The following is a 13983-nucleotide window of genomic DNA, read 5'->3' as shown; positions in this document are numbered from 1 at the left end:
GCACGTGGCCGATTGGCGCGGTCTGCGACGACTTGACAGCATCCGGATTTGCAGTGACGAGCGTCCCGTTGACGGCTCTGGGCCATCACAAGGATGGCAGTGCGCGGTACCGCTTAGTTCTCGCGCGCAGAACCGGGGCATCCTGACTGTTCTTGATCCACCCGTCGTGGCTTTGTTTGTTGCGCGGGCTGCTGGCGCGGCGTGTAGTCAGCGGGTGGGCGTGGAGCGGCCGCTGAAGAGCGCGTCGCGGGCGGCGGCGGCGATCCGAGTTCGGTGTTCGGCGATGAAGAAATGGTCGCCCGGGAGCGTCAGCAGGCTGAATTCTCCGTGGGAGTGGCGTGCCCAGCCGGCCATGTCCTCGACCGGGACGCCCGGGTCGTCCTGGCCGCAAAACGCCGTGATTGGCGTGGTCAGCGGCGGTTCGGTGCTGAACCGGTAGGTCTGCGCGGCGGCGAAGTCCGCACGCAGGGTGGGCAGCAGCAGCTCCATCAGCTCCCGGTTGGCGCGCACGGCGGGCGGCGTGCCGCCGAGGTCGTCTAGCGAGCGGACGAATGCGTCGTCGGGCAGCTCGTAGGTTCGCTGGCGCGCCGGAAGGTCTGGCGCGCGGCAGCCGGATACGAGCAGCGCTTCGGGTGCGGCGAGGCCGTGGCGGCGCGCGGTGCGGCACAGTTCGAACGCCACGAGCGCGCCGAAGCTGTGGCCGAACAGCGCGTAGCGGTGGCCTTCGACCAACTCGGCCAGGGGCTGCGGATCTGCGGTGAGCGCGGCGATGTCGCGGGGCGCCTGCTCGCGGAAGCGCCGCTCACGGCCCGGCAGATAGGCCGCGCGCACCTCGACGCCTGGGAGCTCGTCCGGCCAGTCCCGATACGCCGACGGCCCCGCGCCGGCGAACGGTACGCACAGCAGCATCGGAGCTGACGGCGCTGCCGCCTTGGACAGCGTCAACCATTCGATCACGTCGCCTCCCGACTGGGTTCTGGGGTGGCCGCCATGTCGCGACCGCGATTGCGACCCGGATAGTTCATGACCAGCACGGCCCGCGCGGGGCCGTCGGGCGCGGCATAAAGGTGCGGCGCGTCGGCGGTGAAGCTCACGAAGTCGCCCGCGTTCAGCTCGACCGGATTGTCGCAGGGGCCGGTGATCAGCCGTCCGGAGATGACGAGTATGTGCTCGTATACGCCGCCGCGGTGCGCGCCCGATTCGTGCCGCTGCCCGGCCGGAAACGTCATGTCGAACAGCTCGAACAGGTCGCTGGCCACCCGGTCCAGCAGCCAGAGCCGGCCCGCGGAGCCGGTCACCTCGATGCCCTCGCCCGCGCGCACCACCGAGACCGCGGGCGAGCGTACCGGCGCCAGCAGCTCGCCGAACGGTACGTCGAGCGCCTTCGCGAGCGCCCACAGCGTCTCAATGGTCGGATTTCCCGCGCCGGCCTCCAGGCTCGACAGCGTGCCTTTGCCCACGCCGGCGGCCTTGGCCAGCGTGGACAGCGACACGCCGGCGTTCTCGCGCAGCCGCCGCAGGTTGCGGGCGATGGTGCGGACCGGCTCCTCAAGGGTGCTGCTAGACATGCGACCTCCAGGACCATAGTCTACTAAACAGAACGAATCGTTCTATGTACAGAATGAGATGCCCGGTCGCGGAGGAGAGCCATGCCGCCGCTGCACCCCAATGCCCAAGCCGTAGCCGACCGGCTCGCCGCGCTCGAGGTCGCCGGACAGGTGCACATGTTCTCAGAGCGGGTCGCCACCGCCGCGCAGGCGGCGCAACGGCTCGGCATTCCGATCGGCGCCATCGCCAACAGCCTCGTGTTCGACGGCGACGGCCGGCCGTTCCTGATCCTGGCCAGCGGCGCGCACCGCGTGAATACGGACAAGTGCGCGGCCCTGCTCGGCGTTCAGGAGCTGCGGCGCGCGACGCCTGAGTTCGTCCGCGCCGCCACCGGCCAGCCGATCGGCGGCGTCGCCCCGGTCGGCCACCCGCAGCCGCTGCCCACGCTCGTCGACGTCGCGTTGCGTGAGCACGAGACCGTGTGGGCCGCGGCCGGGCATCCCAACGCCTCTTTCCCCACCACATTCGACGAACTGTTACGCATCACGCACGGAACCGCCACCGAGGTGGCCGGATAGCGCAGGAAAACACCAGCCGAGGAGAGCCGTGCTACTCCACGAATCAGTCTTCGAACATGCCAGGAGCCGGCCTGACGCGCCTGCCGTCGTCTGCGGCGCCGAGCGGTTGAGCTACCGAGACCTCGACCAGCGCGCGAACGTAGTGGCCCACGCCCTGCGGGAGCGCGGCACGCGGCCCGGCCGGCTCGTCGGCATCTGCGCGCACCGCGGAATCGACGGCCTGATCGGCCTGCTCGGAATCCTCAAATCAGGGTGCGCATATGTGCCGCTCGATCCGGGCTATCCCCGCGAGCGGCTCGACTTCATGGTGCGCGACAGCGAGATCGACACTGTCGTGGTGGACGTCCTGCAGACCGCGCGCCGACTGCCGGCGGTTGGAGTCGTCGCGGTCTGCGATACGCCGGGCCGGCTCGACCAGCCGCCGGAGGCGCTGGTCAGTGCAGACGATCTCTGTTATGTCATTTACACCTCGGGCTCGATGGGCCGGCCCAAGGGCTCGATGAACGCGCACGGCGGCGTAATCAACACGCTGCGCGGGCTGGTGGAAGTGCTGCCGGTGGCCGACGGCTTCAGGATCGCGCTGATCTCGTCCCTCAACTACGACATGTCAGTGTTCGAGGTTTTCGGCACCTGGCTGCTGGGCGGCTGCGTGGTGGTGCCGCAACCGGACGAGGTCAACGACCCGGACCGGCTGATCACGATGCTGCACGACCAGCAGGTGCAGATGTGGAACTCGGCGCCCGCGCTCTTCGACCTGGTGCTGCAGCGGGCGCTGGCCACCGGACGCGCGCTGCCGGACAGCCTGCGGGTCGTTGCTCTCGGCGGCGACCGTTTCCCGCCCGACGTGATCGGGCTGGCCCGGGCGGTCGCGCCGGCGGCGCAGCTGTTCAACTTGGCGGGTCTGACCGAGACGTCGTACTGCTCGACGTGGTACCGCGTGCGCCCGGAGGACGCGGAAGGGGCCATCCCGTGGGGTTATCCGCTGCCCGGACAACAGCTGTACGTGCTCGACGATCGGCTGAGTCCCGTGCCCGACGGCGAACTGGGCGAGATGTGCATCGGCGGGCCGGGCGTCGGCCGCGGCTACTGGCGCCGGCCCGAGCTGACCGCGCTCCGGTTCGTGCCGGATCCGTTCGGCCGGTCGGCAGACGCGCTGATGTTCCGCACCGGAGACCAGGTGCGCCGCCGCGCCGACGGCTGCCTTGAGTTCCACGGCCGGCTCGACGACCAGATCAAGGTCCGCGGACTGCGTATTGAGCCGGGCGAGATCGAACGCGTCGTGGAAACGCATCCGGCGGTAGTGCGTGCTGTCGCAGTGGTCGATGTCAGTACGGACGAGCTGCGCTGCTACTACGTGGCCAAGGACGACGCACAGGTGCCGGACGAGGAACTACGAGACCTGACGCGCCGTTACCTGGCGGCGCACATGGTGCCGGCGCGCTTCGTCCGACTGGCTGAATTGCCCTTGCTGCCGAGCGGGAAGATCGACCGGGGGGCGTTGGCGGCGAGTGATGCTGTAGACGCTGAGCCGGAGATGGAGGTCGACGCGCCAGCTGAAGACGAGGTGTCGGGGGATCCGGCGGAACAGTTGGTGCTCGCCGTCTACCGCGAAATGGTCGGGGAGGCGGCGATCGGCGACAACTTCTTCGACGCGGGCGGCAACTCCCTGCAGGCGACGCAGTTCGTGATGCGCGTCAGGGACGAGCTCGACATCGACCTGCCGATGCGCTCGCTGCTCGAGGCGCGAACCCTGGCCGAGTTCGCCGCGGCGCTCGACGCCGCGGCGCGTGCGCAGGGGCGGACGGTACCCGCGAGGCCCGCGAGGCCCGCGAGGCCCGCGGAGCCCGCTGCGCCCGCGCGACGCGGCATGTCCGAGGCGGTGTCGCGATGAGCGAGGCCACGATCGACCTGAGCGACCCGCAGATGTTCGTCGACGACGCGTTCGAACACGCGCTGGCGACGCTGCGCCGCGACGAGCCGGTGTACCGCAATCCCGGCCCGGACGGCGGCTTCTGGGTCGTCACCCGATACGCGGACGCGGTCGACGTGCTGGCCGACACGGCCGCGTTCAGCTCCGAGTACGGCAACATGCTGCGCATCCGGCGCGAGCGCGATCCGGCCGCCGGCGTCATGGTCACGGTCGCGGACCCGCCGCAGCACACTGAGATCCGCGCGCTGCTCAACCACGCCGTGAACGCGCATCCGCTGCCCGAGCTGTCCGCGCGCGTGGACGACGTGGTGGCCGACCTGCTGGCCAGGGCCGCGGCGGCCGGTCAGGTGGACTTCGCCCGCGACATCGCCGACCACCTGCCCATCGAAGTGACCTGCGACTTCCTCGGCGTGCCCGCGCCGGACCGGCCGCTGCTCGCCCGGCTGAGCCTGGCCACGTTCGCGGCCGAGGATCCCGAGTTCGCCGCCGACGCGACCGCCGACGCCGCACGCACCACCGCGAACAGCGAGATCATCGACTACTTCACCGTGCTGGCCAGGGCCCGGCGCAAGAACGGCGGCGACGACTTCGTCAGCCTGCTGATCAACACGGAGGTCGGCGGGCGGCGGCTGGACGACTACGAGATCGCGCTCAACTGTTTCAGCCTGCTGCTTGGCGGCAACGAGACGGCGCGCTCGGCGGCGGCCGGCGGCCTGGACGCGCTGTTCGACAACCCGGCCGAGTTCGACCGGCTGCGTCAGGACCCTGCGCTGCTGACCAGGGCCGTGGACGAGATCGTGCGCTGGACCTCGCCGGTGCGCCAGGTGCTGCGCATGTGCCGCAGCCAGAGGACGGTCGGCGGGATGACCATCGCGCCGGGGGAGATCGTCACCGTGTGGCTGATCTCGGCCAACCGCGACGAGTCCGTTTTCGCCGCGCCGTACCGGTTCGACGTGGGCCGGTCCCCGAACCGGCATCTCGGCTTCGGCAGCGCGGTGCACCGCTGTGTCGGGCGCGGCGTTGCGCGCGTGGAGCTGACTTCGTTGTTCCGGCACCTCATCGAGTCGCCCTACACGGTCACTCGGTGCGGTCCCGCGGTGCCGGTCCGCTCGCCGTTCCTCAGCGGTGTCAAGCGGTTGCCGGTCGCGTTCGAATCGGCGGCTTAGGCACAAGCCCGACAGAAGACCCGGACCCAGCTGCCCGCCCGTGACGGGGAGCAGCTGGGTCCAGGCCGAAGGGTTAGGTCGTCAGCTGAGGCGTGATCAGGAGACGACGCCCATGGCGATCAGGTCCGGCAAACCGTTGTAGGCATTCGAGATGTAGTAGTTGGTGACATCCTTGCCGCGCGCGAGCAGAAGCGTGTCGTAGCCGTAGGGGATGTACATGGCGTCGGACATGACTTGGGCGTCGAGTCGGCTGGCCAGCGCCGCGGCCTCGCTCGAGGTCTTGGCCGCCCTCATCTGGTCGAGCAGGCCGTTGATCACCGGGTCGTTGACCCTGCCGTAGTTCGAGCCGCTGCTGGTCGCCGTGAGCAGGCGGCCGTCGGTGATCTGCGAGAAGAAGGCGAACGGGGTCGGCCAGTCTGGCCCCCAGGCGGCCAGCGCGAGGCCGTAGCCCTTGTTCTTCATCACCTCGGGGCGCTGCAGGTTCTGGCTGTAGTACTTCGAGCCCTCCACCTGCGTGATGGTGGTGGTGATGCCGGCCCGCGCCAGCGCGTTCTGCAGCGCGATCGCCCCGCCCGGACCCTTGCCGGTGTTGATCGTGATGATCCCGGTGGAGAAGCCGTTGGGCTTGCCGCAGGCCGCCAGTTCCGCCTTGGCCTTGGCCACGTCGCCCTTGCTGTCCGCGCCGGTCGGGTAGGGATTGGCGTTGACGTGGCCCGGCACGCCCGGCGGCAGCATCGTGTTGGCGATCTTCGCGCCCGCGATCTCGCCGCCGCGTGCGTTGACCAGGTCCACCTTGTTCAGCGCGTACGCGACCGCCATGCGGCAGTGGGCGTTGTCGAACGGAGCCACGTCCTCGTCGATCGAGATGTAGCGGGTCGCGTTCGCGGACGGGTTGTCCGTGTACTTCTTCTTCGCCGGGTTGCTCAGCACCGAGGCCACGTCGGCGGTCTGCAGGCCGCTGCCGGCGTAGTCGGCCTCCACGGTGCCGGCCAGGATCGCCTGGTCCAGTTGCGTCGCGTCCCAGTCGGTCTTGACCGTGATCTTGTCCGGGAGCGCCGGGTCGTTCGGGTCGCTGGCCGCCGACCAGTTCGGGTTGCGTGTGAGCGTGATGTTCTTGCCCGCCGTGTACGCGGAGATCGTGTACGGGCCGGAGGAGACCACGGTGGTGCCGGTGTAGTTCAGCCCTCCGGTCGCCTGGTTCTGGTCCACGTCGATCGGCACCGGCGCGGTCTGCGGCATCGTCAGCACGTACGGGAAGTCGTTGTACGGCGCGACCAGATGGAACACCAGGGTCGTGTCATCCGGGGTGTCCACACCGGTCAGCCCCAGGTGGTCGGCCGACTTGTCCTTGTAGGGGCCCGGGTAGGTGCCGCCGGTCAGCACCGCCTGGAAGTACTCGGGGCCGGCCGGGTTGACGCTGTCCACGGCGTACGAGCGCTCGATGGCGTATTTGACGTCTTTGGACGTGATCGGCTCTCCGTTGGAGAACTTCAGCCCGGACCGGATCTTCACGGTCCACGTCTTGCCGTCGGCGGAGGCCGTCGGCACGGCGGCGGCGAGGCCCGGCACCAGTTGAATCGACGCCGAGCCGGGGGCCCCGACCTTGTAGGCCATCAAGGGGCGTGCGTAGTAACGCGAGAAGTCCCATGAGTACGCGTAGTACTGGTTGACCGGGTCTACCGAGTCGAGATCTTGGGTGCCGCCCAGAACGAGCGTGCCGCCCTTGTGCGTCGAGGGATTGACCACGCCGGTGAGCGCGTAGTTCGCCGTGATGGTGTCGGCGCCGTGGGCGGTGGGCCCGGTCGTGCCGCTGCTGCACGAGGCGGCGGCACCGAGGGCGAGCGCGGCCACGGCTGCCGCGGCTGTTCTCGAGGTGACGTTTCGGGCTCGGCCCCGGTGGTTCGGTCCTGGCTCATCCATGGGTGGGAGTGCCTTCTGATCATGTCGGGTGGCTGTGTCGACCCGGCGGGCGATGATGGTGGCCGGGGGATGATGGTGGCGCGGTCACCGGGCCCGGTGGATACCAGTGCCGTGAAGACGTCCGGGAGTACTGCCATCGCTCCCGTCTTGACGGCGAACCTCTTTCCGATCATCCAGCCCCCCGATGCAGACATGGATAGAGGAGAGGATCCACCGGGCCTGCATCCAGTGATAGAGCCCGGGATGTTGATTGGCGCCGGTTCGCGGCGTTCGCCAATCAATGCCGAACATCGAGGCCGGGCCGGGACTGGTGCGGTCCGCGGGCTGAGGCGGGTGAGCCTCGCCTCTTCGGTGACTGACGTAAGGCGTCCTGGTTGGTAGCGTGGTGAGCGCGGTGGCGGTACGGGCCGGTAGCCTCGCGTGGGCACTTGATCGCGGCCGATGTGGCGTAGTTCTCTCACAGGGGGCTTGGGATGCCGCGCAACGAGGGTTTCCTGGATCCGGGCGCCGGACCACTGGCGAGTTTCGCGTGGGATCTGCGGGCGCTGCGCGAGGCGGCGGGCAACGTGCCCTACCGGGTGCTGGCCAAGCGCGCCGGGTTCTGTGCGAGCACGCTGTCGGTGGCCGCCTCGGGCGCGAGACTGCCGTCGCTGGACGTGACTTTGGCCTATGTGCAGGCCTGCGGCGGGGACCCTGAGACGTGGCGGGAACGCTGGCACGCGCTGGCAGCGCAGCACCCCTCAGCGTCCTCCAGCCCGAACGCGCAGCCTGAACTGCACGTTGCGCCGCCGTACGACGCCGACGAGCAGGATGAGCAGGACGCCGTCGTGGTGCGTGATCTCGTCTCCGCTAGCGAGCATCACGCCATCGGACCTGAACCTGCGGCTGTGGCGATGGCCGTGGCTGAGGCGGCACCGTCTCAGACGTCGATCTTCCGCGAGGCGGCGCCTCGAGGTTCGCGGTGGCGGTCCGGGCGGCCGGCTGTGTCGATCAGCCGTGTGGCCACGGTCGCGCTCACTCTGGTCACCGCCGTCCTGGGCGTGAAGGTGTTGGCCCAGGGCACGGGTGACGCCCCGGCGAACAGCGGCAACCCGGTTCCGGCCGCCACGAGCCCCGGCGGCACGGCGATGCAGCAGGCTGATGCGCTGTACATGCTCATCTATCAGTTCACGCCGATGCGCTCGGACGCGAACGGCGCGATCTGGGACCTCAACGGCTGCCGCAACCTGTCCAACGCGCAGAGCAAGCTGCGGGCGATCGCGCGCAAGCGGCAGGAGCAAGTCGAGCAGCTGGCCGTCCTGAACGTCTCGAAGGTCCCCGACCACGTCCAGCTCGTCGCGGCCCTCAAGCACGCGTGGCTCACGTCCGCGCAGTCCGACACGGCATACGCGAACATCGCCGCCGACCTTCAGACCGGCTGTACGTCCGGAGCGATCCAGACGGACCCGAACTACCAGCAGGCCGACGACTACGCCCAAGCCGCTTCGGCGGCGAAGGCCGAAGCGGCAGGGCTGTGGAACGCCAACGCCGACGCGCTGGGCCAACTGCGGATTTCCGGCGACGGGCTCTGACGGGCTCCAGGTGCGAGCCGCCGGCCGCGTCGAAGATCGGGTCAGGCAGTCGAATGATCAGGTCAGGCAGAGGCAGAACGGGTGTCCGGCCGGGTCGAGGAAGACCCGGAAAGTCTCGCCCGGCTGGTATTCGTGCTTGACCGCGCCGAGCGCGAGCACCGCCTCCTCGGCGGCGTCGAGATTCTCGACGTTGACGTCGAGGTGCACCTGTTGGGGTACCTGTTGGGCGGGCCACTGCGGCGGGGTGAAGTCGGGCACCTGCTGGAAGCTGATGCGCTGCCCGTATTCGGCGACGATCTCGGCCCAGTCTGAGGAGACCTCGATCTTCCAGTCCAGCATCGCCGCGTAGAACGCCGCGAGGGCGCCGGCGTCGGGACAGTCGATCACGAGGCCCGGGAAACTTGCGATAGCCATAGCGCCACCCTAAACGCCATTCCGGACAATCTACTTCCGGAATGTGAATCGCCGCGGATAAATTCCGGATGGCTTCAGGCGGGCTTGCGGGCGAGGTCGTAGGCGAAACTCACGGTCTCGGCGAAGACAGCGCCGTTGCCGTGGGGGAGTAGCGTCGCCGCGCGGTCGGCGTCGAATGCCGCGCCCCGGTCGCCGAGGACCGAGGGCGGAAGGAACGAGGTCGAGCGGATGGCATTCCCGCGAGCCGACATGCCAGCGAGCACCGGCGCCGCTTCCGCGCGGTGCGGGGCCGGTCAGCCGTCTACGAGCAGGCCGCGCAGCGGTCCCTGAAGGCGTTCGGCATGGCGGGACACGTTCGGCAGCAGCGTCAGGCGGTGAGTGCGCGGTTCTCCGTTTCGCTCGCGGCGCTCCTGCTCCTCGGCGATCGGCCGCCACAGCTCGTCGATGATGCGGGCCGGGTCGCCGTTGACCTCGTCCTCGGGTCGTTGCAGATGCTCGGACCACAGGCGCAGGCGGGTGGCGCGGGCGATGGCCGGGTCGTGGATGACGACGTTGACCTCGGTGTCGTTGAACAGCGAGTGTTCGTTGAGGTTCGCCGAGCCGACGGTGAGCCACGTGTCGTCCACGATGCCGACTTTCGCGTGCACGTACACACGGCCCGGCCGCACCGTGCGGTCGGCGAGCGCGTTCACGGTCGTGGCCAGCAGCCTGCGGTGGCCGTCGTCCGCGGCGAGCAGCCGGCCGAGCTGACCGCGGCTGGTGTCCGCGCCGTTGTTCGGCCGCTCAGGCAGCATCAGCAGCACCCTGAAATCGTCCCGCGGCGGCCGGCTCAGCTTGTGCGCCAGGACGTCGACCACCTCGGTGGACCACAGGAACTGGTTCTCCAGGTAGACCAGCGATTCCGCGTTACTCAGAGCATTGAGGTACTGGTCCAGAATGGAGAAGTCGCCGCGCGGCGCGAAGCGGTAGGTGCGCTCGGGCACGGTGCGCGCCAGCTGGATGGCTGTCTGGCCGGCCGGGGGCGGGACGGCAGCGGGGGCCAGTTCCTCGCCCGCCGCTTCCCGCCAGCGCTGCGCGAAGTGGTTCGCCACGTCCGCGACGATCGGCCCGCGCAGTTGGGTGGCCGCGTCGTGCCAGCCGAGCGGGCGGTCGGGTCGATGCAGCGGATTGTCGCGGCGGTCTCCGGCGAGATCGGTCAGGTCGATGCCGCCGACGAACGCCTGCTCCCCGTCCACGATGACGAGCTTCTCGTGGTGGCAGTGCATCGTGCGCTCTCGCCGGTCGAGGACGCACCGCACGTTCGAGCGCTCGGTGAATCCGGCGCAGGCTTCCGCGACCATGGCTCGCGTCGGCTTGAACAGCGGCAACGGGGGACCGCCCCAAAGCAGCAGCCTGACTTGGGCTCGCTGCGCCACCTCGGCGAGCAGGTCGCGCAGCGCGGGCGCGTCCGCGTCTCGGGTGAGCCTGAAGCCGGGGGAGGCGAACCAGCCGGCGATGTGCACGAATGACTTCGCCTCGGCGATCGCCTTCGCGACCGCGGCGAGCGCATCGTCGCCGTCGATGTGTACGCGTACGGCGTTGCCTTCCCTGACGGGATGAGCGAAGCCGGCGTTGCCGTCGGGGTTCGACACGGGCGCCCAACCCAGCCGGGACAGCCTGCGTCGGTGATGGGCGCGCACCAGCCCGTCCAAGCCTGCGCCGAGACGCTCGTCGACAGCACCCAGCAGTGCCGTGCCGCGCAGCGCTTGCCGCACCCGCGCCGAGGTCGCAGGTCGGCTGCCTGCCTGGCCTGTACTGTCCACTGCCCCTGCTTTCCCGCCCTGCCATCGGACAAACCGCCGGCGCCTGAGGCGAATGTATAGCCGTGGACCTGTTCCGACGCGGCCGACCGGCGGTGAAGTGCGGTAGGCGCCCCTCAGCGGATCTTGCCGGCGAGGAGCTGGGTGATCTGCGCGCCGTGACCGTTCATCGTCTGCACCGGAATCTGCCGTTGCGCCATCTGGTCGAACCCGGCCAGCAGGCTGCGGAGCCAGGCCGGGTCGTGGTGGCGGAAGACGGCGCCGTCGCCGGTTTCGAAGACGCCGTACACACCGTACTTCGCGGCGTTCGCCTCGTATCGGGCGCGGTTGCGTTCGTCGGGTTGCAGGCACATGTCGCTGAGGTAGAGCAGGGCGCCGGGGCGCAGGAGCCGGCGTAGTTCGGCGAGCAGGTCGCGTTGCCCGCTGTCGGTGGGGACGCAGGTGAGCACCGCGAACAGCAGGACGGCGTCATAGCTTTCGTCCGGGTGGGGCAGAACGGGCGGCGTGTCGATCACGGAGAACCGCACCGCCGGCCACTGCCGCCGGGCGCGGGTGATCAGCGCGGGCGAGAGATCGACGCCTTCGACCTCGGTGAAGCCGCGCTGGTGTAGTTCTCCCGCGAGACGGCCGTATCCGCATCCGTAGTCGAGGATGCGCGCGCTCGGTTGGAGCCGGGAGAGCCAGGCCGTGTTGAGGGGATGCGTGAACGTCTTGCCCGCACCGGTGGCGTTCCAATACTCGGTCTGCTGGTCGAGACTCACCATACGCCGATGATTGCACCGGCCACTGTGCGCGCCGAGACCCCCGTGATCCCGTGCGCGCGCACCGTCTGAACGGCGCCGTCCAGGAGCCGCCGGCGCGTCGGAGCTGCGTTTATCGCCTTGTTCGCTGGCACGCGCCCACATTACCGGCGGCGCGAGAGGGCGGCGCGCCGGAAGGTCCCCATAAACATTTCGGCCTCGGGACGACTCATACCGGTGTCCACACAGACTAAGAACTCTGCGTAGAGGCGGTGTCCCGAGATGCAGTTGCCGGTAGTGTCGATGGTGACGGAGATGGCGGTCGAGCTGGTGTGCCGGGCGGCTGAGCGGCTGCTCGTGTCGCTGCACCGGCGGCGCGGGAAGCGCGGCGGGCGGCTCGCGGTGCGGGCGTCGGTCGCGGGCCAGGCTCCCGCCGTCCTGGTCGTCCTGGTCCTCGTCGACGGTCCAGTGCAGGGGTTGGGGGTAAGCCGGTGAAGGCGGACTACGTGCGCGGATCGGTCGAGCGGGAGGACTTCGCCGCGTTCTTCGCCCGCACCAGCCCGGGGTTGCTTGCCAGGGCGATGATGTTCTGCAGGCACCGCCAGGACGCCGAGGACGCGGTACAGAACACGTATATCACCGCGTTCCGGTCCTGGGACCGCATCCGTGAGGAGTACGAGGCGCCCGAGGCGTGGCTGTACACCGTGCTGCGCAACGAGCTGTGCGCCCAGGCGCGTAAAAAGGCCAGGGAGCGGAAGGTGATCGACGTGATGCCCGTTCCGCACGATGCGACGCCGGAACAGACCGCCGAGGCGATGGCGGTGCTTGAGGCGCTGGCCGGATTGCCCGCGAAGCAGCGAACCGCGCTCGTGCTGCACACGCTCTTCGGGATGCCCCAGGAGGAGATCGCGGCCAAGCTCGGCATCCGGCGCGTCACCGTGGCGGGCAATGTCCGCAACGCCCGGCGCACGCTGGAGCGGGTGCTGGAGCTGGAGCCGAGGCGCCGCCGGGGCTCGGCGGACGACTCGCTGGTGCCGAACGGTCGCTTCCCCGTGCCCATCACGGTTCCCGGCGCACGGATGTCAGCATCCGTGGACACGCTGACCGCGATGCTGCGCGCCGCCGAGCGCTGGCTGCGCGAGGGGGTGGAGGACTCGCCGGAAGCGGTGGAACGGGTTCGCGCGCGGATCGAATCCGCGCTCGGCGAAGCGATCGACGGCGACGGCCCCGACAGCGGTACTGATCAGGACGCTGGCACCGACGACGGGGAGGAGTACGGGGCGGAGGCGGACCGGTGAGGACGGCGCTGCGGGCGGCCCTCGCGCTCGGGCTGCTGATCGGCTTCTACCTGGTGGTTCTGGCCGTGGTGGGCGGGGATATCGGCATGCTGGTGCTGTGGGCCAGTCTGCCGGTTCCGCCCGGCGAGGGGCTGCCGCCCGCGATGCCGGGAGTGATCGTCTCCAGCGTGCCCATGCTGCTCGCCGCGTTCTACGGGGTGTTCGCGGTCAGCCGGTCCAACGCGCCGCTGCCGGACTCGGTGCTCGTCGGCCGCAAGCGGGCCCCGGAGCTGTGGGAGGCGGTCGAGCAGCTGGCCCAGGAGGTGGGCACCCGGCCGCCGTCGCAGATCCGGCTGATCGGCGAGGCGAACGCCATGGTGTTCGAGGAGTCCTATCTGCTCGGGCTGATGAAGGGCCGCACCAGGGTGCTCTACGTCGGAGCGCCGCTCCTCGTGGGCCTGGACGCGGACGAGCTACGCGCAGTGCTCTGTCACGAGCTCGGCCACTACGCGAACAACCACACCCGGCTCGCCGCTCTGGTGTACCGCGGCTCCGCGTCGCTGCAGGGCACCTTGGACCGGCTGCAAGCGATGCGCAGCAACGGCGGCGTGTCGTTCGCCTGGATACTGCACGCCCCGCTGTCCCAGTACGCGCGCCTCTACTATCGCATCGCGCTCGCGGTCAATCGGCGGCAAGAACTGGAGGCCGACGCTGCGGCCGCCCGCATCGCCGGTGCGCGCACAACCGGTGATGCGCTGCGCTCCGTGCATGCGATCGCGGCCAGTTGGTCGGCGTTCAGCAGTCAGGTCATCGCCCCGATGCGCAGGGCCGGACGCCTGCCCGACGACCCGTTCAGCGCCTACCGTGCGATGCTGGACGACCCGTACTACCGCGACCAGTTCCACGCACTGCGCGCTGCCACGCCGAAGGATTCCGACGACCGGCACGACACGCATCCGGGACTCGCCACCCGTCTCAAAGCACTGGCAGCACGCGAATCAGCTGCCGATGAGCGCGAGCGCGATCGGCGCCTCGCCCTA

General features: G+C 69.6%; 14 protein-coding genes. 7 read left to right on the top strand and 7 right to left on the bottom strand.

From position 1 onward, the window contains the following. Positions 1 to 207 precede the first annotated feature (207 nt). Both VFB40_RS26335 and VFB40_RS26330 read right to left on the bottom strand, forming a co-directional pair. Positions 208 to 957, bottom strand: coding sequence for a thioesterase II family protein (locus tag VFB40_RS26335; RefSeq protein ID WP_324855324.1), 750 nt, complete (start codon positions 955 to 957; stop codon positions 208 to 210). Further along, complete coding sequence (locus VFB40_RS26330; RefSeq protein ID WP_324855322.1) at positions 954 to 1568, bottom strand: helix-turn-helix domain-containing protein; 615 nt, start codon at positions 1566 to 1568, stop codon at positions 954 to 956. The genes VFB40_RS26335 and VFB40_RS26330 overlap by 4 nt, the downstream gene beginning before the upstream one ends. An 81-nt stretch (positions 1569 to 1649) precedes the next feature. Here VFB40_RS26330 and VFB40_RS26325 point away from each other — a divergent pair, with 81 nt between their 5' ends. The 3 genes from VFB40_RS26325 to VFB40_RS26315 are packed head-to-tail and all read left to right on the top strand — an operon-like array spanning position 1650 to position 5222. Further along, positions 1650 to 2126 (top strand): YbaK/EbsC family protein, encoded by a 477-nt coding sequence (locus tag VFB40_RS26325; RefSeq protein ID WP_324855320.1) that lies wholly within the window; start codon positions 1650 to 1652, stop codon positions 2124 to 2126. Further along, on the top strand, positions 2014 to 4017 hold the full coding sequence (locus VFB40_RS26320; protein WP_324855318.1) for a non-ribosomal peptide synthetase: 2004 nt from the start codon (positions 2014 to 2016) through the stop codon (positions 4015 to 4017). The genes VFB40_RS26325 and VFB40_RS26320 overlap by 113 nt, the downstream gene beginning before the upstream one ends. After that, positions 4014 to 5222, top strand: a complete 1209-nt coding sequence (locus tag VFB40_RS26315) for a cytochrome P450 (RefSeq protein ID WP_324855316.1) — start codon at positions 4014 to 4016, stop codon at positions 5220 to 5222. Before VFB40_RS26320 ends, VFB40_RS26315 begins: the two co-directional genes overlap by 4 nt. A gap of 96 nt (positions 5223 to 5318) precedes the next feature. Here the strand turns inward: VFB40_RS26315 and VFB40_RS26310 are convergent, their stop codons facing one another. Then, entirely contained in the window at positions 5319 to 7073 is a 1755-nt protein-coding gene (locus VFB40_RS26310; RefSeq protein ID WP_324855314.1) for an ABC transporter substrate-binding protein, read from the bottom strand. 542 nt (positions 7074 to 7615) lie between these two features. On the opposite strand from VFB40_RS26310, the gene VFB40_RS26305 reads away from it, so the two are divergent. Continuing rightward, a complete protein-coding gene (locus VFB40_RS26305) occupies positions 7616 to 8713 on the top strand; it encodes a helix-turn-helix domain-containing protein (protein ID WP_324855312.1) in 1098 nt (365 codons plus the stop codon). Between the two features lie 57 nt (positions 8714 to 8770). On the opposite strand, the gene VFB40_RS26300 is transcribed toward VFB40_RS26305, so the two are convergent. The 4 genes from VFB40_RS26300 to VFB40_RS26285 all read right to left on the bottom strand — a co-directional run bounded on the left by VFB40_RS26300 (position 8771) and on the right by VFB40_RS26285 (position 11690). Beyond that, entirely contained in the window at positions 8771 to 9127 is a 357-nt protein-coding gene (locus tag VFB40_RS26300) for a VOC family protein (RefSeq protein WP_324855310.1), read from the bottom strand. A gap of 74 nt (positions 9128 to 9201) precedes the next feature. Further along, a complete protein-coding gene (locus VFB40_RS26295; RefSeq protein ID WP_324855308.1) occupies positions 9202 to 9378 on the bottom strand; it encodes a hypothetical protein in 177 nt (58 codons plus the stop codon). A gap of 42 nt (positions 9379 to 9420) precedes the next feature. Beyond that, entirely contained in the window at positions 9421 to 10929 is a 1509-nt protein-coding gene (locus VFB40_RS26290; RefSeq protein WP_324855306.1) for a phospholipase D-like domain-containing protein, read from the bottom strand. 113 nt (positions 10930 to 11042) lie between these two features. Beyond that, a complete protein-coding gene (locus VFB40_RS26285) occupies positions 11043 to 11690 on the bottom strand; it encodes a class I SAM-dependent methyltransferase (protein WP_324855304.1) in 648 nt (215 codons plus the stop codon). A 258-nt stretch (positions 11691 to 11948) separates the two neighbouring features. Between VFB40_RS26285 and VFB40_RS26280 the strand changes: the two genes are divergently transcribed. From VFB40_RS26280 to VFB40_RS26270, 3 genes are all read left to right on the top strand, one after another. Beyond that, positions 11949 to 12161, top strand: coding sequence for a hypothetical protein (locus VFB40_RS26280; protein WP_324855302.1), 213 nt, complete (start codon positions 11949 to 11951; stop codon positions 12159 to 12161). After that, positions 12158 to 12964 carry an RNA polymerase sigma factor gene (locus VFB40_RS26275; protein ID WP_324855300.1) on the top strand — a complete coding sequence of 269 codons (807 nt, stop codon included), beginning with the start codon at positions 12158 to 12160 and terminating at the stop codon, positions 12962 to 12964. Before VFB40_RS26280 ends, VFB40_RS26275 begins: the two co-directional genes overlap by 4 nt. Beyond that, the coding region (locus VFB40_RS26270) for a M48 family metallopeptidase (RefSeq protein WP_324855298.1) at positions 12961 to 13983 on the top strand (1023 nt) is incomplete at its 3' end. The genes VFB40_RS26275 and VFB40_RS26270, both read left to right, overlap by 4 nt.

This window comes from Actinocrinis sp., assembly GCF_035650855.1.
In the GTDB taxonomy this organism is placed as follows: domain Bacteria; phylum Actinomycetota; class Actinomycetes; order Streptomycetales; family Catenulisporaceae; genus Actinocrinis.
This window is presented reverse-complemented; position numbering and strand designations above follow the sequence as displayed.